We start from the raw sequence: 20,226 nt of genomic DNA, 5'->3' as shown, positions 1-20,226 counted from the left end.
GAGAAGCTCATGAAAATCGGATTTATCGGACTGGGCAACATGGGTGGCCCGATGGCTGCAAACTTGGCCAAGGCCGGTCACGAGGTCACCGGGTTTGACATGGCTCCGGTCGAGATCGACGGCGTGGCGCTGGCTGCATCAGGTGCCGAAGCAGCGGCAGGCAAAGACGTGGTTGTAACCATGCTGCCCAACGGCCAGATCTTGCGTGCCGTCGCCAATGAAATCGTCCCCGCGATGGACAAGGGCGCAGCCTTTGTCGACTGCTCGACCGTGGACGTGGAAAGCGCGCGCGCTGTGGCTGAACAGGCCACTGCCGCAGGCCTTCTGCCTGTCGACGCACCTGTATCAGGCGGTGTCGGTGGGGCTTCTGGCGGCACATTGACCTTCATGGCGGGCGGCTCGGCTGATGCTTTTGCGAAAGCCGATCCCTTGTTTGACATTATGGGCCAGAAAGCCGTGCATTGTGGCGACAGCGGCGCTGGTCAAGCCGCCAAGATCTGCAACAACATGATCCTTGGCATCACCATGATCGGCACTTGCGAGGCGTTTGCGCTGGCCGACAAACTGGGACTGGACCGTCAGAAGATGTTCGATGTTGTGTCGACCTCGTCGGGCTATAGCTGGACGATGAATGCCTATTGCCCTGCACCGGGTGTTGGCCCTGCATCGCCTGCCGACAATGACTATCAACCCGGTTTTGCAGCCGAGTTGATGCTGAAGGATCTGCGTCTAAGCCAGCAAGCCGCCGAGGCCGCAGATGCGGACACTCCAATGGGTCAGGCCGCGACAGACCTTTATAAGCAATTCGTCGAGAACGAAGGCGGTCTGGGCATGGATTTCTCGGCCATGTTGCCGCGGTTTGAAAAACGCGGTCGCAGCTAAGGCGCGTTCAGTCTAGCTTGCGCATATGAGTTGGACCAAACACACCGATGAGATTGCCGGGCTGGACGCCCCAGCCCGCGCACTTCTGGACACGCTTACCCCGATGGAGGTCCCCAAAGGGACCATCCTGTTCTGCCCCGGCGAAGCCGTGAAAGGCTATGTCGTCATGCTCTCTGGGCAGGTCGACGTAAATCTGATCGGTCCCAACGGACGCGATATTCTGCTGTATCGCGTGGCGCCGGGACAAAGCTGCATCCAGTCCACGCTGGGCCTGTTGGGTGGCGACGCCTACACGGCCGAAGCCACAGCCGAGACCCTTGCCCGCCTTGTTCTGATCCCGCGCGACGTGTTCTTTGCGCTCTTGGACAGCTCACCCGGATTTCGACGTCTGGTTTTCGGCGCATTTGCCGAACGGATGCAATCCATGATGCAATTGATCGAAAACGTATCCTTCATGACGGTCGAGGCCAGATTGGCTGCCCTTATTCTGGATCGCTCTGGCCCGGATGGCTGTTTGCACATGACGCAGGCCGAAATGGCGACGGCGATTGGAACTGCGCGCGAAGTGATCTCGCGCAGGTTGGACAAGATGGCGCAGTCAGGATCGGTGGCACATGAGCGCGGCGTCGTGATCATCCTGGACCGGTCGGCTCTGAATGAACTTGTGCAGGGTGCGGCATTTTAGCGTCTGTGTGACCACGTCACATAGCTTTCGAACCTAATGGACCTAGTGTCGGATTAGAAAATGAAAGGAGTTCATCATGCTCAAGAAAAACGCAGGTCATCTGGATCGCATTGCACGCATAATTATCGGTCTTGCCCTGTTGGGATGGTACTTTTTCGCAGGCGGCCCGATCTGGGCGCTGATCGGTATCGTACCTCTGGCAACAGGCGCATTGGGATTTTGCGGGCTTTACACCCTATTGGGCATCAATACCTGCAAACTGAAAAATAACGTTCAGTAATTCGCAACCAATGCGGTCTATACCGGAATAGGTAGCGAGTAGAATAGTATACGCCGGGCCCCAAAAGGCCCGGCGCTGTTGTTTCGAAGGGGCAGCGCAACGCTGCCCCGATTTATTTCGTGATGATCTCTGGCCCCATCAGCATGGTTGGCAACCATGTAGACAGGAAGGGCACATAGGTGATCAGGATCAGGAAGACGAAGAGCACAGCCAGGAACGGTGCTGCGGCCTTCACAACCTTCATCATCGGCATCCCTGCCACGCCCGACGTCACGAACAGGTTCAGACCCACAGGTGGCGTGATCATCCCGATTTCCATATTCACCACCATGATGATGCCAAGGTGGATCGGGTCAACGCCCAGTTCGATAGCAATCGGAAACACAAGCGGCGCTACGATCACGATCAGGCCCGAAGGTTCCATGAACTGACCACCGATCAGCAGGATCACATTCACGATGATCAAGAACATGATCTTACCAAAGCCCGCCGACAGCATCGCATTGGCGATCTGCTGCGGAATTTGTTCGTCGGTCAGGACGTGTTTCAGGATCAGCGCGTTGGCGATGATGAACATCAGCGTGATGGTCAGGCGACCAGCCTCGAACAGGGTGCCGCGTGTGTCCTTGTGGAAGAACGCGGTGATCAACGCCTGAGGCTTCTGCAGCAGGGTCTTTTTACCCTCGCCCGCGTCCGCCAGCGGCCCCATGTCGCGATACACGAAACACGCCACGATGAAAGCATAGACGGATGCCACAGCAGCCGCTTCCGTCGGCGTGAACAGCGCACCGGTCACACCGGGAATGCCATAGATACCGACCATGATGATCACGATCAGAAGCAAGCCCCACAGCGCGTCCGAGAAACTGGACAGGATCTCGCGCCAGCCAGCGAACTCGCCCTTGGGCATGTCCTTGATCGTGGCGATCACATAGATGGCAACCATCAGCATAAAGCCCGCCATAAGGCCGGGAATCACACCTGCCAGGAACATACGACCGACCGAGACTTCAACGGCCGAAGCATAGACCACCATCACAATCGACGGCGGGATCAGGATGCCCAGCGTACCGGCGTTACAGATCACGCCCGCGGCGAAGTCCTTGGTGTATCCCACCTGACGCATCGCCGCGATGACGATTGTCCCGATGGCAACAACGGTTGCCGGAGACGAGCCGGACAGTGCAGCAAACAGCATACAGGCAAAGACGCCCGCAATCGCCAAACCGCCCCGGAAGTGTCCCACACAAGCGATCGAGAACCGGATGATCCGTGCTGCCACCCCGCCCGTCGACATGAAGCTTGAGGCCAGAATGAAGAACGGGATCGCAAGCAGCGTGTAGTGCCCGGCCTGCGCCTGATAGAAACTCTGCGCGACCGAGGCCAGCGACGTTTCCGAGAAGAGCAGAAGAAAGGTGATCGAGCTCATACCCAGCGCAACCGCGATCGGCACACCGATCATCAGAAGGCCAATGACCATGGCAAAGAGGAAGATGACGTCCATGGGTTACTCCTCCCACTGATGGTCTTTAAGCTGGTCGATTTCGTCCTCGACCTCGTGGCTTACGATCAGGGCATCCTGCTGGCCGCGCCAAATGCGCATTGTGGCCTGCACGAACCGAAAAAGAAGCAATCCAACCCCGACAGGCAGAATGGTATAGGGCACAACACGAGGCAGCTTGTCATAGGTCTCGCCCTGATTGATCAGCCCTTCCAGAAAGCGCAGGATTTCGGGCATCGGCACCTGATCGGTGATGTACCACGCCTGATCGCGGGTTTTTTCAAAGCCGGTGGGGAACCAACGTCCCGAAGTTCGGTCAAGGGCAGCATAGGGCGCCCAGTAATCCCATGCCCCTTTCATCAGCAGAAAGGCATAGACGATGCAAACCGCTGCGGCGATCAACGCGACAACCCTGCGGGTGCGTGCTGGAAGCATATTGGTCAGCGCATCGACCCCAAGATGGGCCGTGACCTTCACGCCATAACTGACGCCGAACAACACAAGCCAGGCAAACAGGATCAGGGTGACTTCCAGCCCCCAGATAATTGCGCTGTTGAACACGTAGCGCATAACTACGTTCACGAATGTAATCATCACCATCAGGCCAAGAAGCAACGCAATCGCCGTCTCCTCGAAACCCTCGGTATTATGTGTATTGGAACTCATGGTGGTCCCTCTCCAGAAGGATGGGCCGCGCGGCACAGTGCGGATCACGCCTGGCCGGGCCGGTGGAAAGAGGTGTCGGGGCAGACCACTGCCCGCCCCGACCGATATGCTTAGTGCATGCCGTTGATTTTCTGGGCTTCTGCGATGTTTTCCGCGCCCACATCACCTTCGAACTGAGTCCACACTGGCTTCATGGCCTCAACCCATGCGGTACGTTGTTCATCGGTCAACTGACGTACAACGCCGCCGGCATCGATCACGGCTTGCTTGGCAGCTTCGTTCACTGCGAAGGCTTCGCCGTTGCGGGTCATGGTGACTTCTTTCATGATGGTGGACAGTTGGTCACGCACATCTGCGGGCAGACCTTCCCACCAGTCCACATTCGTTACGACCAGATAGTCGATGATGCCATGGTTGGTTTCGGTGGTGCCGTCCTGCACTTCGAAGAACTTCTTGCCATAGATGTTCGACCAGGTGTTTTCCTGACCGTCCACAACCTTCTGCTGCAGCGCGCCGTAAACTTCCGAGAACGCCATCGGCTGCGGCGATGCGCCGATTGCTTCCATCTGGGCAACCAGAACGTCCGAGGTCTGAACGCGGAATTTCAAGCCAGCAGCGTCAGTCGGCAGCTCAAGCGGCTTGTTGGCCGAAAACTGCTTCAAGCCATTGTGCCAGAAAGCCAGACCCAGAAGGCCACGGCGGGTCATCGACTCTTTCATCGCCTGACCAGTTTCCGACTGCTGGAATGCATCCACAGCGTCCATGTTTTTGAACATGAAGGGCAGATCAAAGATGCGGAATTGCTTGGTGAAGGCTTCGAATTTCGACAGCGACGGCGCAGCCATCTGCACGTCTCCTTGCAGCATCGCTTCCAGAACCTGGTTGTCGTTATAAAGTGTCGAGTTCGGGTAGACCTCCATACAGGCCTTGCCGTTCATCTCGTCATTGACGCGCTGTTCCAAGAGCGAGGCCGCAATCCCTTTGGGGTGCTTGTCGGTGTTGGTCACGTGGCTGAACTTGATGACGATCTCGCCTTCGTCGCACGCTGCCTGCGCGGTGGTGACAGAGGTCGCGATGGCCAGAGCCGAGGCCGCAACGGTCAGAAATTTCATAGCTTGTCCTCCCAGACAGATAGAATTGGCCCGAATGCGGGCAACTGTCCAATAGGGTCACGGGAATGTGACAGCGCCAAGGGGAGACAGGCAGATTGCGCTAACGGTTAAATTTCATGTTATTTTTCAGCGCACTGCCGACAAGTTAGGCAGAATGGAAATGGCCCCGCGACGTCAAGTGGGCGGATTCCCACACAGATCCGCACGCCTAATGTGCGGATATCCGCACACTTAGTCGCGAAACGCTTCAGGCCGAATCCCGTGGCGGGTCAGCTTGTCGTAAAACGTCTTGCGCGGCAATTTCAGCTCTTTCGCAGCCGCCGTCGCAGCGCCCGAATGCCGCTTCAACGCGTCCATCAACAACGACCGTTCCACCTGCGCCATCTGTTCGGCCAGACCCAACCCGCCATCGTCCGTCGCGCTGTCCATCTGCGACAGCCCCAACCCCATAGAGAAACGCATCGCCGCGTTCATCAAAGCACGCGCATTGCCGGGCCAATCCTGCGCCATAAGCTGTGCAATGATGTCTTGCCCAATCTCGGGCGGGGTCAAGGCGGCCTGTTCCGACGAGATCGAGACATAATGCCGGAAGAGCAGCGGAATATCGTCTTTCCGTTCACGCAGCGCCGGAATGCGGATACGCAGAAGATCCAACTTGTAAAAAAGGTCGGCATTGAAACGCCCGTTGGCTTGCTCGGCATCCAGATCCCGATAGCTGCCCGCAACCATACGCCAGTTTCCGGGGTGCTCGAGCATCTCTAGCAGCTGAAACTGCACAGCCCCATCCAGCGCTCCGACCTCGTCCAGAAACAACGTCCCACCTTCGGCACGCGCAACACCGGCCAGCAAAGCCTCGCCCGTCAAACCTGACGCCGCCAGTTTCACAAAAGGCCGCGTGGCGTCGCCCGAAAGCAAATGCAACACCTCTGCCACCTTGGACGTGCCCGACCCCGGCTCGCCACAAATCAGCACCTCGGCCTTGGTCGATGCTGCAGCCCGAACCTGCGCGCGCAACTCGTCTGCAAGCATGCTTTCCCCGATCAAAAGCCTTGCTGCGGCGTCTCCGATCTTTGCCTTTGCCTTCAGTGCCCGGTTTTCCAACACCAAGCGCCGTGTTTGCAATGCGCGCCCGATCACAGACAGCAAGGTCTTGGGGTCACAAGGTTTTTCCAGAAAATCAAATGCCCCTTCCGACATGCCGCGCACGGCTGTGGGGACATCCCCTTCCCCGGTCAGCAGGATCACAGGCAGTTCTGCATCCACAGCCTGTGCATGGCTTAACAGCGCAAAACCATCCTTACCCGGCATGCGAATATCCGACAGCACAACCCCCGGGAAATCCGCAAGAAGATGATCCTTTGCCTCGACATAACTGCCAGCCGCGATCACGCAAAGCCCGTTCAATTCCAGCGACTGCCCCAGTGCCTCACGCACCATCATGTCGTCATCCACCAACAACACAGTTTGTGTCATTCCGCATCCTTCCAATAGGGCAGTTCGACCGTGAACATCGCCCCGTTCTTACAATTGCGCCCCCGAATGTCGCCCCCGAAGCTTTGCACCAGACCATAAGAGATCGACAAGCCAAGCCCCATGCCATCCTGCCCCACCTGCTTGGTGGAAAAGAAGGGTTCGAAAATTCGGTCAGGATCTTTGATGCCCGGCCCCGTGTCGCGCACGGTCGCAGACAGCGTATCGCTCGCGCTAATTGTGATCTGAATCAGGCGCTCTTCCTGATCCATCATCGCATCCGCTGCATTGTTGATCAGGTTGACAAACACCTGCGACAACCGAACCTCGCCCGCCGTGGCAAAAACAGGAGTGCGCGGTGGTGCCCATTCCAAGGCAATCCGGTCTGCCTTCAACCGTGGTTCCGTCAGCTCTACCGCAGTCGACACCACATGCCCCAAGTCAACCTTTCCCATCGGCTCGGCTTCGTTGCGCGAAAAAGCACGCAGGTTCTTGATGATCCGCCCCATGCGGTGTGCCAGCTCGGAAATCCGGGTCAGGTTTTGCCCTGCCTGAGCTTCCTGCCCGCGTTCCAGAAACAATGTAGCGTTCTCGGAAAAACTCCGTATCGCCATCAAGGGCTGGTTCAACTCGTGACTGATGCCCGCAGACATCTGACCAAGAGCCGACAGCTTCCCAGCCTGCACCAGATCATCTTGCGCCTTTTTCAGTGCCGCTTCAGCCTCGCGCCGTTCACGGTTCTCGCGCTGAAGATCCGCGTTGGCGGTCGATAAGGCCTGCGTGCGTTCGGCAACCCGTGCCTCGAGCCGCGCATTGGCGGCCGCCTCGATCCGCAGTTTTTCATCCAATGCACGGCGGCGTTCGCCCACAGCCAACAACAGCCCTCCGACACCAAGGCAGATCGCCGCAGAAATGGCAGCCAACAAGGCCGCGCTGCGCTCGGCGGGTGCGGTATCCAACAAGATCTCACCACTTAATCCAACCGTGGACAAATCGCGCATCAGATGCAGGGCACGATCCGGCAAATACGGCCCGGCCTCGACCGTCCAGACCTCGTGCCCCGTCCAGTGACTTGCGCTGCTGTTCAGGAACCTTTCGGCCGGGCGGGCCACACTGACCAGATCCAACCGGTTCGAGACGAAAACACGCTCGCTATTCAGCGTGAAAAACAATGCCGATGCCGTCGATGGCCAGTTCTCTTCAAAGTCCAACAGATCCGTGCGGGCGACCACAACGCCCTTATGCCGCCCCCGTTCGCCCATTACCGGGGCCGCAAACGAATACACCCGACGCATTCCCCCATTGTCTAATGGCTGGAACTTTGCCTCGACGCCCAGCGCACCGGTCAGCGCGCGATAAATTAATGGGGTGGTCGGATCCAACCGCACACCAGTTCGATGTGACGCCCCCATGACACGCCCGGTGTGATCCACCAGCAACAGCTGATACGCACCGGTCATATCGGCCATCGCCTGAAGCAGGCTGTCAGCCTCTTGCGGTGATGGCGACTCGCCGGTCAAACGTGCGTTCAACACCGGATGTCGCGCCAGCACCACTGCCAGTTCGCGATAGCGAAAAAGATGCCGGGTCAATTGGTCCGAAGCCAGCTCAAGCTCGGACGAGGCTTGGTCCGCCAATGGCTGCAAGGCTGCGCGCCACGCCACGGCCCAGACGCTGGCGCTGATGACCAGCGTCCCGAGAAGAAAGGGAAAAATCCATTTCGTATGCAGAAACCGCAACATAAGGGCAGCATAGGAAACGGCTCTTGCATTGACCAGCGGGTTTAAGGAACATGCGCCCATGAAGCGACTGACCCAATCCCCGACCGAACCCGAATTCACTCAAAACCCCTATGCGTTCTATGACCGCGCCCGCAGCCATGGGGATCTGTTCTTTTGGGACGACTACGAACTGCCGATGGCAGCTAGTTTCCGGGCCGTAAACGCTTTGCTACGGGATCGCCGCTTTGGCCGGGAGCCCGTCGAACCCCGCCCGTTCCCCGATCATCTGGCCCCGTTCTATGCGGTCGAAGCCCATTCCATGCTGGAACTGGAAGCCCCCCGTCATACACGCCTGCGCAAGCTGGTTCTGCGGGCCTTCACGTCGCGCCGGATTGCAACACTCGGCCCCGAAATCGAGGTCCTGACCCATGACTTAATCGACGCCTTTCCAGAAGGCGAGTTCGACCTCTTACCCACTTTCGCCACCCGCATCCCGGTGATCATCATCTGCCGCTTACTTGGCGTGCCCGAAGAGCGCGCCGATGACCTGTTGCACTGGTCGAACGCCATGGTCTCGATGTACCAAGCGCGCCGAACCCGTGCAGTCGAAGACGAGGCCATTGCTGCAACCGAGGCCTTCGTGGCCTTCATGCGCGACTATGTGGACCAACGCCGTGGCGATCCCCGCGACGACCTGATCACCGAGCTAATTCAAGCCGAAGAAGAAGGCGAAAAACTGTCTACAGACGAACTGATTTCGACCTGTATCCTGCTGTTGAATGCAGGTCACGAAGCCACCGTGCACGCCATGGCCATCGCCGTAAAAACGCTCTTGGAACAGAACACGCCCACCACCGCACTAAGCCCAGACGCCATCGACGCAACCATCGAAGAAACGCTTCGCTACGATCCGCCACTGCATATGTTCACGCGCCATGTCTATGAAGATACAACGCTTTACGGGCATGACTTCAAACGCGGGGATGAAATCGGACTACTTCTTGGCGCGGCCAATCGCGACCCCGACATGTGGGACAATCCCAACCAATTCGATCCCGCACGGCAGATCAAACAGAACACCGCCTTCGGCGCAGGCGCGCATTTCTGCATCGGCGCACCTCTTGCTCGCCTCGAGCTGAAACACGCTTTACCAATCTTATTCGACCGCTGCCCGAACCTAACCATCGCCGCGCCACCAGAATTTGGAAATGTCTATCACTTCCACGGCCTCGCCTCACTGATCGTCAAGCGCTAGCTTTTCTTGTCGAAAATATCCTGGGGTGAATGCACGCAGTGCAGAGGGGCAACGCCCCTCCAGGCTCACAACGTGAGCCACCGAACGCCTATCAGATCGGCAACTCGGTCGAGAACTTGATCTCTTCCATCGACAACAACGCGGTGACATTGAAGATCTTCACCTCGGAAATCAGCGCCTGATAGAACTCGTCATAGGCGCGGGCATTCTCGACGCGGACCTTTAGAATATAGTCAATCTCGCCTGCCAGACGATGCGCCTCCATCACCTCAGGGCGTGCACGCAGGGCGGCCAGGAATTTCTCTTGCCAATCGGCTTCATGCTCGGATGTGCGGATCAGAACGAAAAAGCAGGCCTCGAACCCAAGGCTTTCGGCATCCATCACCATGGTGTTTTGACCGATTACACCGCCTTCGCGCATTTTACGAATCCGGTTCCAAACAGGGGTCTTAGATGACCCCACCTTTTTGGCAATCACATCCAAAGACTGCCCTGCATCGCGCTGTAGCTCGCGCAGGATTTTCCGGTCGATCTCATCCAGCCGAACAGACATTCCGCTTTTTCCCTTCTTCTGGTCCAAGCGTTCCAACTGACGCAGAAACCGAAACAACATTCCTTATTTCCCGCATCACCTCGCGGAATATGGGGAAAATGTCCTATATACATCCCGAAAGCAACCGGAAAGGACATGCCATGCCCCGCCCTTTTAGCCCCAAAGTGGTAACCGCGAACGACCTGATCGAAGGCGACGTGATCTATATGGCCCGTGATGGGTCATGGGTGCGCGACATGTGTATGGCATGGCTGATCGAGGACGAGGCCGAGGCAAACGCTCAGCTGGCACACGCCACAGCCGAGCCCGGCATCGCCGTTGGCCCTTACCTGGCTGACGCCGCCGCAGGCCCAACCGGCCCGACCCCCACCCATTTCCGCGAAACGTTCCGCGCCACCGGCCCGTCGAACCGTTTCCACGGCAAACAGACACAGCAATCGGCACCGGAGGCCGTGGCCAATGTATGATTACAACCATTTCGACGAAAGCTTCGTGCGCAACCGCGTGGCGCAGTTCCGCGAACAAGTGGGCCGCCGCATCTCGGGCGCGCTGACCGAAGACGAGTTCAAGCCGTTGCGCCTGATGAATGGCGTTTATCTGCAGCTGCACGCCTATATGCTGCGGGTCGCGATCCCTTATGGCTCGCTCAACCCCAGCCAGATGCGCCAGCTGGCGATGATCGGCGAGCGTTGGGACAAGGGCTATGGACATTGGACCACGCGTCAGAACATTCAGTTCAACTGGCCGCGTCTGTCGGACATTCCTGATATGCTGGACGCGTTGGCCGATGTTGGGATGCACGCCATCCAGACCTCGGGCAACACGATCCGCAACGTGACGGCTGATCACTTCGCCGGTGCCGCCGCGGACGAGGTTGAAGATCCTCGCCCCACAGCCGAGCTTCTGCGTCAGTGGTCCACCGACCACCCGGAATTCCAGTTCCTGCCGCGCAAGTTCAAGCTGGCGGTGACCGGATCGAAAGCTGACCGCGCCGTCACCAAGGCGCATGACATCGGCATTCGCATCGTGAAGAACGCAGCCGGGGAAGTTGGCTATCAGATCCTCGTCGGCGGTGGCCTTGGCCGTACACCGGTTGTGGGTCAGGTCCTGAAAGACTTCCTGCCGCGCGAAGATCTGCTGCCATATGTCGAAGCCATCGTCAGCGTCTACAACACGTTGGGTCGCCGCGATAACAAGTATAAGGCGCGCATCAAGATCACCACGATGGAGAACGGAATCGATAAGATCCATGAACTGGTCGAAGCCCGCTTTGCTCAGCTGCGCCCGCTGTTCTCGGGCGTGGATCAAGAGCATTTCGCCAGTATCGCCGCTGACTTTACCGCACCCGACTTCAAGACGGCGGACCTTGCGGGTTATCACGCTGCCCGTGACGCCGACCCGATCTTCCGGTCGTGGAGCGATACCAACGTGGATGACCACCGCACGGATGGCTACGGGATCGTCACGATCTCGATGAAAGCCCACGGGGCCACGCCGGGCGATGCCAACGCCGATCAAATGCGCGTGCTTGCGGATCTGGCGGAAGAGTACGGCCACAGCGACATCCGTATCAGCCACGAGCAGAACGTGATCTTCCCACATATCCACCGTTCGGACCTGCCGGCGATCTTTACGGCCCTGCGTGCGCACGGCATGGCGACTGCCAATGCCGGTCTGATCTCGGACATCATCGCCTGCCCCGGCATGGATTACTGTGCGCTGGCCACGGCGCGGTCGATCCCCGTCGCGCAAGAGATTGCCGAACGTTTCGACGAGTTGAAGATCGAACACGATATCGGCCACCTGCAGATCAAGATCTCGGGCTGCATCAACGCCTGTGGTCACCACCATCTGGGCCATATCGGCATTCTGGGTCTGGATCGTGCGGGCGTCGAAAACTATCAGATCACCTTGGGTGGTGACGCCGGCCCGGACACTGTGATTGGAAAACGGGCTGGCCCCGGCTTTGCCTATGACCAGATCGTCCCGGCCATAGAACGCCTTGTACACGCCTATCTTGAGCACCGCGAGGACGAAAGCGAGAGTTTCATCGACGCCTTCCGCCGCTTGGGCGAGGCGCCGTTCAAGGCAGCCCTCTATCCGGAAGAGGATAAGAGCCATGCCGCTTGAAATCCCCCTTCCCCCTGCCGAGGAACGTGCGGCTGATCTGAACGCACGCTACAAGCACCATTCGGCGACTTCGGTCGTGGAGCGGGCGCTGTCGGACAGCACCATTGGCTCGCTTGCGCTGGTGTCCAGCTTTGGTGCGGAAAGCGTTGTGTTGCTGCACTTGGTCGCCAAGGTCGACCGTACCGTGCCCGTGATCTTTCTGGACACACAAATGCTGTTCCAAGAGACCCTCGACTATCAGGTCGAGGTGGCCGAGAAGCTGGGCCTGACCGATGTGCGCGTTGTGCATCCAGACCCGGAAGAGCTGTTCGCCCGTGACCCGGACAACATCCTGCATTTGGCAGACACCGATGCCTGCTGCGCTGTCCGCAAGGTCGAGCCGCTGGACCGTGCATTGGACGGGTTTGACGGCTGGATCACCGGACGCAAACGCTTTCAGGGTGGCAAGCGTGTGGACCTGGAGTTCTTCGAGGCCGAAGACGGTCTACTGAAGGTCAATCCACTGGCCCATTGGGCGGCGTCAGACGTGCAGGATTACCTGATCAACAACCGCCTGCCCAAGCACCCGCTGGTCAGTCGCGGCTTCCCGTCGATCGGCTGTGCCCCCTGTACGTCGGCGGTTAAACCCGGTGAAGACCCACGCGCCGGACGCTGGCGCGGGGCCGAGAAGACGGAATGCGGCATTCACTTTGTCGACGGAAAAATGGTTCGCGTAGGAGCAGAAGCATGAGCGTGATTGTAACCGATAACGGCTTTGCCCGTGACGATTGGACCGAAGGGTTCGCAACCTCGGACGAGCGCGCCGCCAATGACACGCGCGGGCTGCACATTGCGTCGGATACGGATCCGGCGGCACTGGCTGATCTGATGGTCGGCGTGCCTGCCATCCGTATCGACTTCCCGTCTTTCGCAGATGGCCGCGGCTTCACTTTGGGTCGCCAACTGCGCCTTCTTGGCTTCACGGGTCGTCTGCGCGCCCATGGCCACGTGATCTCGGACCAATACGCGATGGCGCGTCGGTCAGGCTTTGACGAGGTCGAGATCTCGGACGAGTTGGCACAACGCCAACCCGAAGCCGAATGGCAGTTCCGGGCGGACTGGAAGGCCTATGACTATAGGTCGCGGATGACCGGCTAGACCAGCCTTCGCTACCCACATATATACACTGACAGGAAAGGGCGGGGCATTGTGCCCTGCTGACGCTTATGAATGAAGTGACGCCCGTTATGGATGCTGAAACCAAAGTAAAACCGGTCCCGACCCTGCCCGACGCGCAGACAGTGACTGAAGTTGAACATTACACCGACCGCCTGTTCAGGTTCCGCTGCACGCGCCCTGCCAGCCTGCGCTTCCGTTCGGGCGAGTTCGTGATGATCGGGCTGATGGGCGACCCACAGCCGGAAACCGGCAAGCAAAAGCCGCTTCTGCGCGCCTATTCGATTGCCTCGCCCAGCTGGGATGAAGAGCTGGAGTTCTACTCGATCAAAGTGCCGGACGGGCCGTTGACCTCGAAACTGCAGCACCTTCAGGTTGGAGACGAGATCATCCTGCGTCCGAAACCCGTTGGAACCTTGGTGCACGACGCGCTGATCCCCGGCAAACGCATCTGGTTCTTCGCTACAGGTACCGGCTTTGCGCCCTTCGCTTCGCTTCTGCGCGAACCGCAGACCTATGAGGATTACGACGAGGTGATCATCACCCACACCTGCCGTGAAGTGGGCGAGCTGACCTATGGTGCGAACCTGATCGAAAACCTGAAAGAAGACGAGCTTCTGAACGAAGTGATTGGCGAAGGCTTCTGGAAGAAGATTAAGTATTACCCGACCACCACCCGCGAAGAGAGCCCCAAGATGGGCCGCATCACCGACCTGATGCGCTCGGGCGAGGCGTTCAAGGATCTGGGCGTTGAGCCTTTGAACCCTGAACATGACCGCGCGATGATCTGTGGTAACCTGGCCTTTAACCTGGAACTGAAAGAGATGTTCGAGGAATACGGTTTGCAAGAGGGCGCGAATTCGAAACCTGCGCAATATGTGGTCGAGAAAGCGTTCTTGGACTGATCCTGCCGGCATCGTTACAAAAACGCCCCACCCTCACCGGGTGGGGTAACTCTAGGATAGATAAGATTTATGGCGGAAGCAGCGTTGAGCTGATCCAATACTAGGATCCGTTCCGGGCATGCGCAATCAAGTTAGCAAACCGATCAGTTCAACACCCATCCCGTGCGTTGATCGGCGGTCAACGAAAAGCCAGTATAGCGCTGCCCAAACACGTGTTGTGTACCCCTGCAAATTTTCAGCTCTGTTTCCCGACCGCGCTCGGCTTTTCCCTGGCCGGCGGTCTTGCAAATTTGACTTCCTCTACGTCACAATCTGCAGTCTGTCCTCTTGGCCCACAACGCGCACCCCATCGCGGGACACAGATACCACAGGTAGCACGCCTGTTTGAAACGCGCCGGTATCCACTGAAATCCGTCCATCTTGCGCAACAACTTGTGGCACGATCGTGTGGCCATGCACCATCCAGATACCGTCCTTACGCGGCTGCGACGTGAAGGCGGGATGACCCCAGATAAGCACCTGTTCCTCTTGCATATCCAGTGGCTTTCCCGGATCAGCACCGGCATGGGACACGGCAACATTTCCAGTCTGCCAAATATGCGGCAGCCCCTGCAAGAAAGCCAAGGAATCCGCCCCCATCTCTTGCTTCAAACGCGCACTCAGCATCAGCACACGATCCCCGCGCATATCCTGCTTCGACGCCCGAATACCGAAGCTTCTCAGCGCCTCGACACCCCCATTCGCGAACCAAACAGGTGCATGAAGAGCCGGGTTTTCCAGGAAGTTCAGAAGCAGCTGTTCATGATTTCCGCGCAGACAGATGACATCGCGCTCACCTGACGCCTGCAAGGCCATAAGACGACGCAGCACGCCCGAGCTTTGCGGACCGCGGTCCAGATAGTCACCAACGAAAACAAGCGGTTGTCCCATCAATTCAGATTCCGACGCTATCCGATCCAAGGCCGAACATAGCGCATCAAAGCAGCCGTGAATGTCACCGATCACCAGAAATGGTTGATCCGGCGCCAATGGCGCATTGAACTTTGCATTGCCCCCAAATTTCCGAAGCAGGCTGTTCAGAAGCTTCCCCATTTCACCCCTTTCCCCATTCACTCCTTAGCGAGTCGCGTCCCCTATCACCTGCCGCAAACAATCTGCCAAGTCACAAGTACGTTCCTTGATCCAAGTCGGGTCCACCAAAAAACACAGGCTAGTGTCACCAAGCGCGCGCGCGACCGGAAGTGGTGCATCTGGCCCCAAACCATAGCGTGTAAAGGTGCCCTCTCGGTAAATCTCGCTGCAACTGCCCGAAAAAATCGGAAACCCAGCGCCCGAGACCTCGGAAATGATACGATCACGGCTCCAGTCATTCTTCAACGCCTCAGGGCGTACGAATGCATAAAACCGGTAATAGGCATGGGTCAGGCCGTCAGGCAAGTCGGGCACCCGTACCGCATCCAGATCAGACAAGGCGCACGCCAAGATGTCTGCGTTTTCGGTACGCTGTCCACGCCAATCCACCAGTCGCTTTAGCTGCACCCGACCGATGGCCGCTGACGGTCCGGTCATACGCAAATTTGTGCCCGGTCCGACCCCGTGCAGCCAACGAAAGCCCGGAGGGTGCTCGGTGTTGAGCACCACATCATAGTCCTTGCCGTGATCCTTAAAGCTCCACGCCTTGGACCAAAGATCCCGGTCGGTGGTGGTCAGCATGCCGCCCTCGCCGCCCGTGGTCATGATCTTGTCCTGACAGAAAGAAAACGAGCCAAATGTCCCGAAGCTGCCCACATGTTGGTCGCCGATCATCGCTCCGTGGGCCTGCGCGCAATCCTCGATCACCCACAGATCATGCGCACGCGCCAATTCCATGATCGCGACCATATCGCAGGGCCAGCCGCCCAGATGCACCGGGACGATCCCCTTGGTGCGCGGCGTAATCAAAGGCGCGATGGTGTCGGCGGTGATGTTCTGGCTGTCCGGATCGACATCCGCGAACACCGGCACGCCGCCTTTTAGCGAAACGGAACTGGCCGAGGCGATAAAACTGCGGGGTGTGACGATCACCTCGTCGCCTTCAGACAGACCCAGCACATGCAGCGCCGCGTCCAGAGTGACCGTGCCGTTCGCCATCGCAATGGCATGCGGGACGCCGAACCAATCGGCAAACTCTACCTCGAAGGCCCGCACATCGGGGCCGGTCCATGCGTTGACCTTGCCCGAGCGCAAAACCTCGGTCACGGCGGTAATTTGTTCTTCATCAAAAACGGGCCAGCTGGACATCAATACCTCCTCAGATCACGCTGCGTACAAGGACAAAGCCCTCGGCCGCATGGCGGTGCACGGTTGCGCCGCGCAGGGTTGCCAGCGCGTGCAAGGCGTTGACCGAGCGCTCGTGCGGCGGCTCTTTCACCTGACTTGCGAACATCTGGAAGGCTTCCAGCTTACGTTCCAGTGTCTCGGACACATCGATGAACACATTCGGCACAAAAGCGGGCGTCAGATAGGGCGCATTCCAGTTGGTTTCCGAAAGCGTTTCGTATGCCATGATCGTCGTCGGATAATCATTCTGATGCGGGCGGCTGGCTACAAGCGTGGACAGGAAAGACAGCTGGTGATCCATGTGGATATCGCCCGGATGGGTTACGAAAATCAGTCCCGGCGCCAAATCCCGTACCAGCTTTCCGAGGCCCGCATTCAGCCCGCCATGGGGGTGTTCTGCCAGTTCGGCGGCAGGGAAATCCAGCCAATGGGTCTTGGTCACGCCCAGATGATCATGGGCGGCGCGGGCTTCGGCGCGAACGGCCTCGATCATCTGGTCCGTGTACAGCGGCGCGCTGCCTTTTGTTACGACCGCCACATGCACCTCGCGCCCTTCATCCGCCAGCCGCGCGATGGTGCCGCCAACACCCAGAACCTCGTCATCAGGGTGCGGGGCCACCACCAAAACCGGGGCTTTGGGGTCACCCCCAAAAGCCGAAGATGCCAACGTGCTCATGTCGTACTCTTTCCAAGTTTCGTATGTAATTTCGGGGGCGCCTCCGCCCCGGTCCAATCCAGAATATCAATACAGTTCCCATCACCGCAAAAGACGGTGAACATCCGGCCATCAATATCCTGTACCTGACCGGGAATGCCGATGTAATAGCCCTTTCGGGGCGTGTGGCGCACATCCGTCAGAACCAGCTTGGATCCGTCAGCCGCGAAGGTGAAAGCCCCCGGATAGGGCGGACCTGCGGCGCGGATCAGACGGTGGATATCGGCAGCAGGCCAATTCCAGTCGATCACCCCATCCTCGGGCCGGCGAAGCGCGCAGGTGCTGGCGCCGTCGTCACTTTGCGGTTGGCGCGGCACGTCACCCGCAGCAATGCGCTTGATAAGCTGCGGCAGCATATCAGCCAGCACCCGCATATGCTTATCATAGAGCGCCCGCGCAGTGATGGTGTCTGGGTCGACCTCGAACTGCGCTTTGGCCGCGATGTCCCCTGTGTCCGCCCCGTCGGCCAGCCAAAACAGCGAGGCCCCAATGGTCTTTTCCTGCAACAGAATCGTCCAGGGCAGCACCGCCCTGCCCCGCAATTTCGGTAAATCCGAGGGATGGAACCCGATGCAGCCCAGTTTTGGCACCGCACGAAATTCTGGTCCACATAGCTGAGACCAGCCGATCACCAGAACAAGATCCGGGTCCAGCCTGCGAATGGCGTCAATCGTTTCGGCCCCGTCACTTTTGCGGGTGAAATGCACAGCGCAACCATGCTGCTTCGCCAAAGGTACGACATCCACAAAATCCGAGTGGCGATGTGCCAGTTCAGGCGGCAAGGTCACGACCATCTCGGGCGCAAATCCTGCCGTACACAGCTCTTGCAACGCAATCTGCGTGCTTTCGACCGCCCCCACCAACACAATCTTCATGCGCGGACCTGTGTGTTTGCCGGCGCGGCGCCCCATGTTTGCGCGGCCGCAATCCGGTCCTCGCGCCGGTGTTCCCCGAACAGCGCAACACCGAAGGTCTCGGCAAGGATCCGAAAGTCCAGCGCGGTCGAGCGATGCGCCACATACCAAAGATCCAGTTGCAGTTTCTCGTCATCAGACAGCGCCGTATTGCCGCTGACCTGAGACCAGCCGGTCAGGCCCGGGCGCACCGAGCCGCGGATGACGCCCTCGGGTCCGAACCCCTCGATCGTCTCGACCATCAACGGGCGCGGCCCAACCAGTGCCATACGTCCTGCAAGGATGATGAACAATTGCGGAAGCTCGTCGAAGCGCATGCGTCGCAGGAATTTTCCGGGCGGGGTCAGGCGCTCTTCATCAGGAAGCCACACACCGTGGGCGTCCCGGTCATCGGTCAGAGTGCGAAATTTCACAACCTCAAAGGGCACCCCACCCTTCCCTGCACGGGTCTGGTGAAACATGACCGGGCGGCCAAGCACACGGACCACAATCAAGTAGGTTACCGCACATAAGGGTATGGCGATGACAAGCATGCACAGGCAGATCAGAATCTCGAGCAATCGATTCATTATGTGTCCAGCAATCAAGGGCCCAAAGCGGGCAGAAATATAAGTCAGAACACATCGAAGCAGACTGGTCGCATCAGAAACGGGTCAAAATACCCCACGCGACGCCAAAATGGCTTTGAACCAGAAAATCCCGCCCCAACATGCACATACGCAATGATTGAAGCTTGCCAGACATTCAGATTCCATGCAAGCTTCCCCCATGAAAGTTATTCATGTCGTCACAACCACGGATGTTGGCGGCGCTCAAATTATGTTGCATAGATATTTATCTGCTCTGAAGGACGGCGCGCAGTCTCATTCCGTGATATCGCTGGTGCCCCCTGGTGCGGTTGCTTCGCAAATCGAAGCGCTGGGGGTTGAGGTGACCGACCTTGGGCTACGTCCCGGTCGGATCACTTTCGCTGCGCTTTTACGCCTTCGTCGGCTGCTGCGCGACGCGCGCCCGGATGTAGTCCACGGCTGGATGTATCATGGTTGTTTGGCGGCTTGGGCGGGGCTGAAACTGCTGCCAAAACGCAAGCGCGCCGCGCAGGTCTGGGCGGTGCATCACTCACTTCAGGACATCAATAACGAAAAGCGCTCGACCCGGATGGTGGTGCGCATGATGGCGGCACTGTCGCGAAAGATCGAACTGATCACCTATTGCTCGCGCGTTTCGCAAGAACAGCACGAGGCGATTGGTTTCTACCCCGACCGGGTCGAACTGATCGCGAACGCCGTCGACACCGAAATCTTCCGGCCCGATCCCGCTGCCCGCGCGCGTTTGGGTGGCATCGCCGACATTCCGGATGAGCGCCTGATCATTGGGAATGTGGCCCGCAATCACCCGATGAAAGATCACGTCGCCATCGCGAAAGCCACTGCGCAACTGGTCGAGATGGGGCATGACGTGCATGCGGTGCTGGTGGGTGAAGGGCATCGCGGCAGTCTGGCCGAGCAAACAGCGCAGGATCTGGGCATCACAAACCGGGTCAGCATCATCGATACACGCCCGGATATTCACCGCATCGTGCCCGGTTTTGACATCTTCCTACTGTCGTCGGCCTGGGGTGAAGCCTTTCCACTGGCCGTCTCGGAGGCGATGGCGGCCGAGGTGCCTTGCGTGGTCACAGATGTCGGTGATTGTGCGCAGCTTGTGGGCGACACCGGGCGTGTCGTTCCACCCGCCCAGCCGGAAAAACAAGCACTTGCAGTCGCGGAACTCATTGACGAAGGCCCCATCGCTAGGGCAACCTTAGGGAAACTTGCGCGTGAACGCGTGACTGATAATTTTTCGACAGACATTTATGTCGACCGTCATTACGCCGCCTATGGGCGTGCAACCTCTGCAAAGATTTCGTCGCAGAGTTAAGATTTTATAGCTGTCCCTTCCCGGGGGATAAATGGGAAGCGGA

Annotated in this window: 21 protein-coding genes; 10 read left to right on the top strand and 11 right to left on the bottom strand. The window is 58.5% G+C overall.

Annotated elements, in window-relative coordinates; genetic code table 11:
• Positions 1-9 precede the first annotated feature (9 nt).
• From mmsB to FIL88_RS03580, 3 genes are all read left to right on the top strand, one after another.
• Positions 10-882 (top strand): 3-hydroxyisobutyrate dehydrogenase, encoded by an 873-nt coding sequence (mmsB, locus tag FIL88_RS03590; RefSeq protein WP_142852430.1) that lies wholly within the window; start codon positions 10-12, stop codon positions 880-882.
• A 25-nt stretch (positions 883-907) separates the two neighbouring features.
• Positions 908-1,567, top strand: a complete 660-nt coding sequence (locus FIL88_RS03585) for a Crp/Fnr family transcriptional regulator (RefSeq protein WP_142852429.1) — start codon at positions 908-910, stop codon at positions 1,565-1,567.
• A 76-nt stretch (positions 1,568-1,643) separates the two neighbouring features.
• Positions 1,644-1,847: a YgaP family membrane protein gene (locus FIL88_RS03580; RefSeq protein WP_142852428.1), complete on the top strand. Its 204-nt coding sequence runs from the start codon at positions 1,644-1,646 to the stop codon at positions 1,845-1,847.
• 112 nt (positions 1,848-1,959) lie between these two features.
• Here the strand turns inward: FIL88_RS03580 and FIL88_RS03575 are convergent, their stop codons facing one another.
• The 5 genes from FIL88_RS03575 to FIL88_RS03555 form a co-directional block, all read right to left on the bottom strand.
• Entirely contained in the window at positions 1,960-3,351 is a 1,392-nt protein-coding gene (locus tag FIL88_RS03575) for a TRAP transporter large permease (protein ID WP_142852427.1), read from the bottom strand.
• 3 nt (positions 3,352-3,354) lie between these two features.
• On the bottom strand, positions 3,355-4,014 hold the full coding sequence (locus FIL88_RS03570) for a TRAP transporter small permease (RefSeq protein WP_142852426.1): 660 nt from the start codon (positions 4,012-4,014) through the stop codon (positions 3,355-3,357).
• Positions 4,015-4,124: 110 nt separating this feature from the next.
• Entirely contained in the window at positions 4,125-5,126 is a 1,002-nt protein-coding gene (locus FIL88_RS03565) for a DctP family TRAP transporter solute-binding subunit (RefSeq protein WP_142852425.1), read from the bottom strand.
• 231 nt (positions 5,127-5,357) lie between these two features.
• Complete coding sequence (locus FIL88_RS03560) at positions 5,358-6,599, bottom strand: sigma-54-dependent transcriptional regulator (RefSeq protein WP_142852424.1); 1,242 nt, start codon at positions 6,597-6,599, stop codon at positions 5,358-5,360.
• Complete coding sequence (locus FIL88_RS03555; RefSeq protein ID WP_142852423.1) at positions 6,596-8,338, bottom strand: sensor histidine kinase; 1,743 nt, start codon at positions 8,336-8,338, stop codon at positions 6,596-6,598. The genes FIL88_RS03560 and FIL88_RS03555 overlap by 4 nt, the downstream gene beginning before the upstream one ends.
• A gap of 58 nt (positions 8,339-8,396) precedes the next feature.
• Between FIL88_RS03555 and FIL88_RS03550 the strand changes: the two genes are divergently transcribed.
• On the top strand, positions 8,397-9,572 hold the full coding sequence (locus FIL88_RS03550) for a cytochrome P450 (RefSeq protein ID WP_142852422.1): 1,176 nt from the start codon (positions 8,397-8,399) through the stop codon (positions 9,570-9,572).
• A gap of 91 nt (positions 9,573-9,663) precedes the next feature.
• On the opposite strand, the gene FIL88_RS03545 is transcribed toward FIL88_RS03550, so the two are convergent.
• Positions 9,664-10,125, bottom strand: a complete 462-nt coding sequence (locus FIL88_RS03545) for an Lrp/AsnC family transcriptional regulator (RefSeq protein ID WP_142853437.1) — start codon at positions 10,123-10,125, stop codon at positions 9,664-9,666.
• 140 nt (positions 10,126-10,265) lie between these two features.
• Here FIL88_RS03545 and FIL88_RS03540 point away from each other — a divergent pair, with 140 nt between their 5' ends.
• The 5 genes from FIL88_RS03540 to FIL88_RS03520 all read left to right on the top strand — a co-directional run bounded on the left by FIL88_RS03540 (position 10,266) and on the right by FIL88_RS03520 (position 14,315).
• Positions 10,266-10,592: a DUF2849 domain-containing protein gene (locus FIL88_RS03540; protein WP_142852421.1), complete on the top strand. Its 327-nt coding sequence runs from the start codon at positions 10,266-10,268 to the stop codon at positions 10,590-10,592.
• Positions 10,585-12,255, top strand: coding sequence for a nitrite/sulfite reductase (locus FIL88_RS03535; RefSeq protein ID WP_142852420.1), 1,671 nt, complete (start codon positions 10,585-10,587; stop codon positions 12,253-12,255). The genes FIL88_RS03540 and FIL88_RS03535 overlap by 8 nt, the downstream gene beginning before the upstream one ends.
• Positions 12,245-12,985 carry a phosphoadenylyl-sulfate reductase gene (locus FIL88_RS03530; protein ID WP_142852419.1) on the top strand — a complete coding sequence of 247 codons (741 nt, stop codon included), beginning with the start codon at positions 12,245-12,247 and terminating at the stop codon, positions 12,983-12,985. The genes FIL88_RS03535 and FIL88_RS03530 overlap by 11 nt, the downstream gene beginning before the upstream one ends.
• Positions 12,982-13,392: a DUF934 domain-containing protein gene (locus FIL88_RS03525; RefSeq protein ID WP_142852418.1), complete on the top strand. Its 411-nt coding sequence runs from the start codon at positions 12,982-12,984 to the stop codon at positions 13,390-13,392. Before FIL88_RS03530 ends, FIL88_RS03525 begins: the two co-directional genes overlap by 4 nt.
• Before the next feature lie 68 nt (positions 13,393-13,460).
• Complete coding sequence (locus tag FIL88_RS03520) at positions 13,461-14,315, top strand: ferredoxin--NADP reductase (protein WP_142852417.1); 855 nt, start codon at positions 13,461-13,463, stop codon at positions 14,313-14,315.
• A gap of 300 nt (positions 14,316-14,615) precedes the next feature.
• Here FIL88_RS03520 and FIL88_RS03515 read toward each other — a convergent pair whose 3' ends face one another.
• The 5 genes from FIL88_RS03515 to FIL88_RS03495 are packed head-to-tail and all read right to left on the bottom strand — an operon-like array spanning position 14,616 to position 18,832.
• Entirely contained in the window at positions 14,616-15,407 is a 792-nt protein-coding gene (locus FIL88_RS03515) for a metallophosphoesterase (RefSeq protein ID WP_142852416.1), read from the bottom strand.
• 24 nt (positions 15,408-15,431) lie between these two features.
• Positions 15,432-16,595, bottom strand: coding sequence for a DegT/DnrJ/EryC1/StrS aminotransferase family protein (locus tag FIL88_RS03510; protein ID WP_142852415.1), 1,164 nt, complete (start codon positions 16,593-16,595; stop codon positions 15,432-15,434).
• Positions 16,596-16,605: 10 nt separating this feature from the next.
• Positions 16,606-17,310, bottom strand: coding sequence for a PIG-L deacetylase family protein (locus FIL88_RS03505; RefSeq protein ID WP_142852414.1), 705 nt, complete (start codon positions 17,308-17,310; stop codon positions 16,606-16,608).
• Positions 17,307-18,224 (bottom strand): methionyl-tRNA formyltransferase, encoded by a 918-nt coding sequence (locus tag FIL88_RS03500; RefSeq protein WP_142852413.1) that lies wholly within the window; start codon positions 18,222-18,224, stop codon positions 17,307-17,309. Before FIL88_RS03500 ends, FIL88_RS03505 begins: the two co-directional genes overlap by 4 nt.
• On the bottom strand, positions 18,221-18,832 hold the full coding sequence (locus FIL88_RS03495; protein WP_142852412.1) for a sugar transferase: 612 nt from the start codon (positions 18,830-18,832) through the stop codon (positions 18,221-18,223). The genes FIL88_RS03500 and FIL88_RS03495 overlap by 4 nt, the downstream gene beginning before the upstream one ends.
• 199 nt (positions 18,833-19,031) lie before the next feature.
• On the opposite strand from FIL88_RS03495, the gene FIL88_RS03490 reads away from it, so the two are divergent.
• Positions 19,032-20,183, top strand: coding sequence for a glycosyltransferase (locus FIL88_RS03490; RefSeq protein WP_185960832.1), 1,152 nt, complete (start codon positions 19,032-19,034; stop codon positions 20,181-20,183).
• The last annotated feature ends 43 nt before the right edge of the window (positions 20,184-20,226 follow it).

This window comes from Aliiroseovarius halocynthiae, from assembly GCF_007004645.1.
Lineage (GTDB): Bacteria > Pseudomonadota > Alphaproteobacteria > Rhodobacterales > Rhodobacteraceae > Aliiroseovarius > Aliiroseovarius halocynthiae.
The sequence above is the reverse complement of the archived record's forward strand: the minus strand, read 5'-3'. Positions and strand labels throughout refer to the sequence as shown.

Bases quoted from the DNA above. Each gene is read 5' to 3' on its own strand.
- FIL88_RS03515 (WP_142852416.1), bottom strand. From the start codon at position 15,407: ATGGGGAAGCTTCTGAACAGCCTGCTTCGGAAATTTGGGGGCAATGCA.
- FIL88_RS03580 (WP_142852428.1), top strand. From the start codon at position 1,644: ATGCTCAAGAAAAACGCAGGTCATCTGGATCGCATTGCACGCATAATT.
- FIL88_RS03505 (WP_142852414.1), bottom strand. From the start codon at position 17,310: ATGAGCACGTTGGCATCTTCGGCTTTTGGGGGTGACCCCAAAGCCCCG.
- FIL88_RS03585 (WP_142852429.1), top strand. From the start codon at position 908: ATGAGTTGGACCAAACACACCGATGAGATTGCCGGGCTGGACGCCCCA.
- FIL88_RS03545 (WP_142853437.1), bottom strand. From the start codon at position 10,125: ATGTCTGTTCGGCTGGATGAGATCGACCGGAAAATCCTGCGCGAGCTA.
- FIL88_RS03560 (WP_142852424.1), bottom strand. From the start codon at position 6,599: ATGACACAAACTGTGTTGTTGGTGGATGACGACATGATGGTGCGTGAG.
- mmsB (WP_142852430.1), top strand. From the start codon at position 10: ATGAAAATCGGATTTATCGGACTGGGCAACATGGGTGGCCCGATGGCT.
- FIL88_RS03550 (WP_142852422.1), top strand. From the start codon at position 8,397: ATGAAGCGACTGACCCAATCCCCGACCGAACCCGAATTCACTCAAAAC.
- FIL88_RS03530 (WP_142852419.1), top strand. From the start codon at position 12,245: ATGCCGCTTGAAATCCCCCTTCCCCCTGCCGAGGAACGTGCGGCTGAT.
- FIL88_RS03535 (WP_142852420.1), top strand. From the start codon at position 10,585: ATGTATGATTACAACCATTTCGACGAAAGCTTCGTGCGCAACCGCGTG.
- FIL88_RS03570 (WP_142852426.1), bottom strand. From the start codon at position 4,014: ATGAGTTCCAATACACATAATACCGAGGGTTTCGAGGAGACGGCGATT.
- FIL88_RS03565 (WP_142852425.1), bottom strand. From the start codon at position 5,126: ATGAAATTTCTGACCGTTGCGGCCTCGGCTCTGGCCATCGCGACCTCT.
- FIL88_RS03555 (WP_142852423.1), bottom strand. From the start codon at position 8,338: ATGTTGCGGTTTCTGCATACGAAATGGATTTTTCCCTTTCTTCTCGGG.
- FIL88_RS03510 (WP_142852415.1), bottom strand. From the start codon at position 16,595: ATGTCCAGCTGGCCCGTTTTTGATGAAGAACAAATTACCGCCGTGACC.
- FIL88_RS03525 (WP_142852418.1), top strand. From the start codon at position 12,982: ATGAGCGTGATTGTAACCGATAACGGCTTTGCCCGTGACGATTGGACC.
- FIL88_RS03540 (WP_142852421.1), top strand. From the start codon at position 10,266: ATGCCCCGCCCTTTTAGCCCCAAAGTGGTAACCGCGAACGACCTGATC.
- FIL88_RS03495 (WP_142852412.1), bottom strand. From the start codon at position 18,832: ATGAATCGATTGCTCGAGATTCTGATCTGCCTGTGCATGCTTGTCATC.
- FIL88_RS03520 (WP_142852417.1), top strand. From the start codon at position 13,461: ATGAATGAAGTGACGCCCGTTATGGATGCTGAAACCAAAGTAAAACCG.
- FIL88_RS03575 (WP_142852427.1), bottom strand. From the start codon at position 3,351: ATGGACGTCATCTTCCTCTTTGCCATGGTCATTGGCCTTCTGATGATC.
- FIL88_RS03490 (WP_185960832.1), top strand. From the start codon at position 19,032: ATGAAAGTTATTCATGTCGTCACAACCACGGATGTTGGCGGCGCTCAA.
- FIL88_RS03500 (WP_142852413.1), bottom strand. From the start codon at position 18,224: ATGAAGATTGTGTTGGTGGGGGCGGTCGAAAGCACGCAGATTGCGTTG.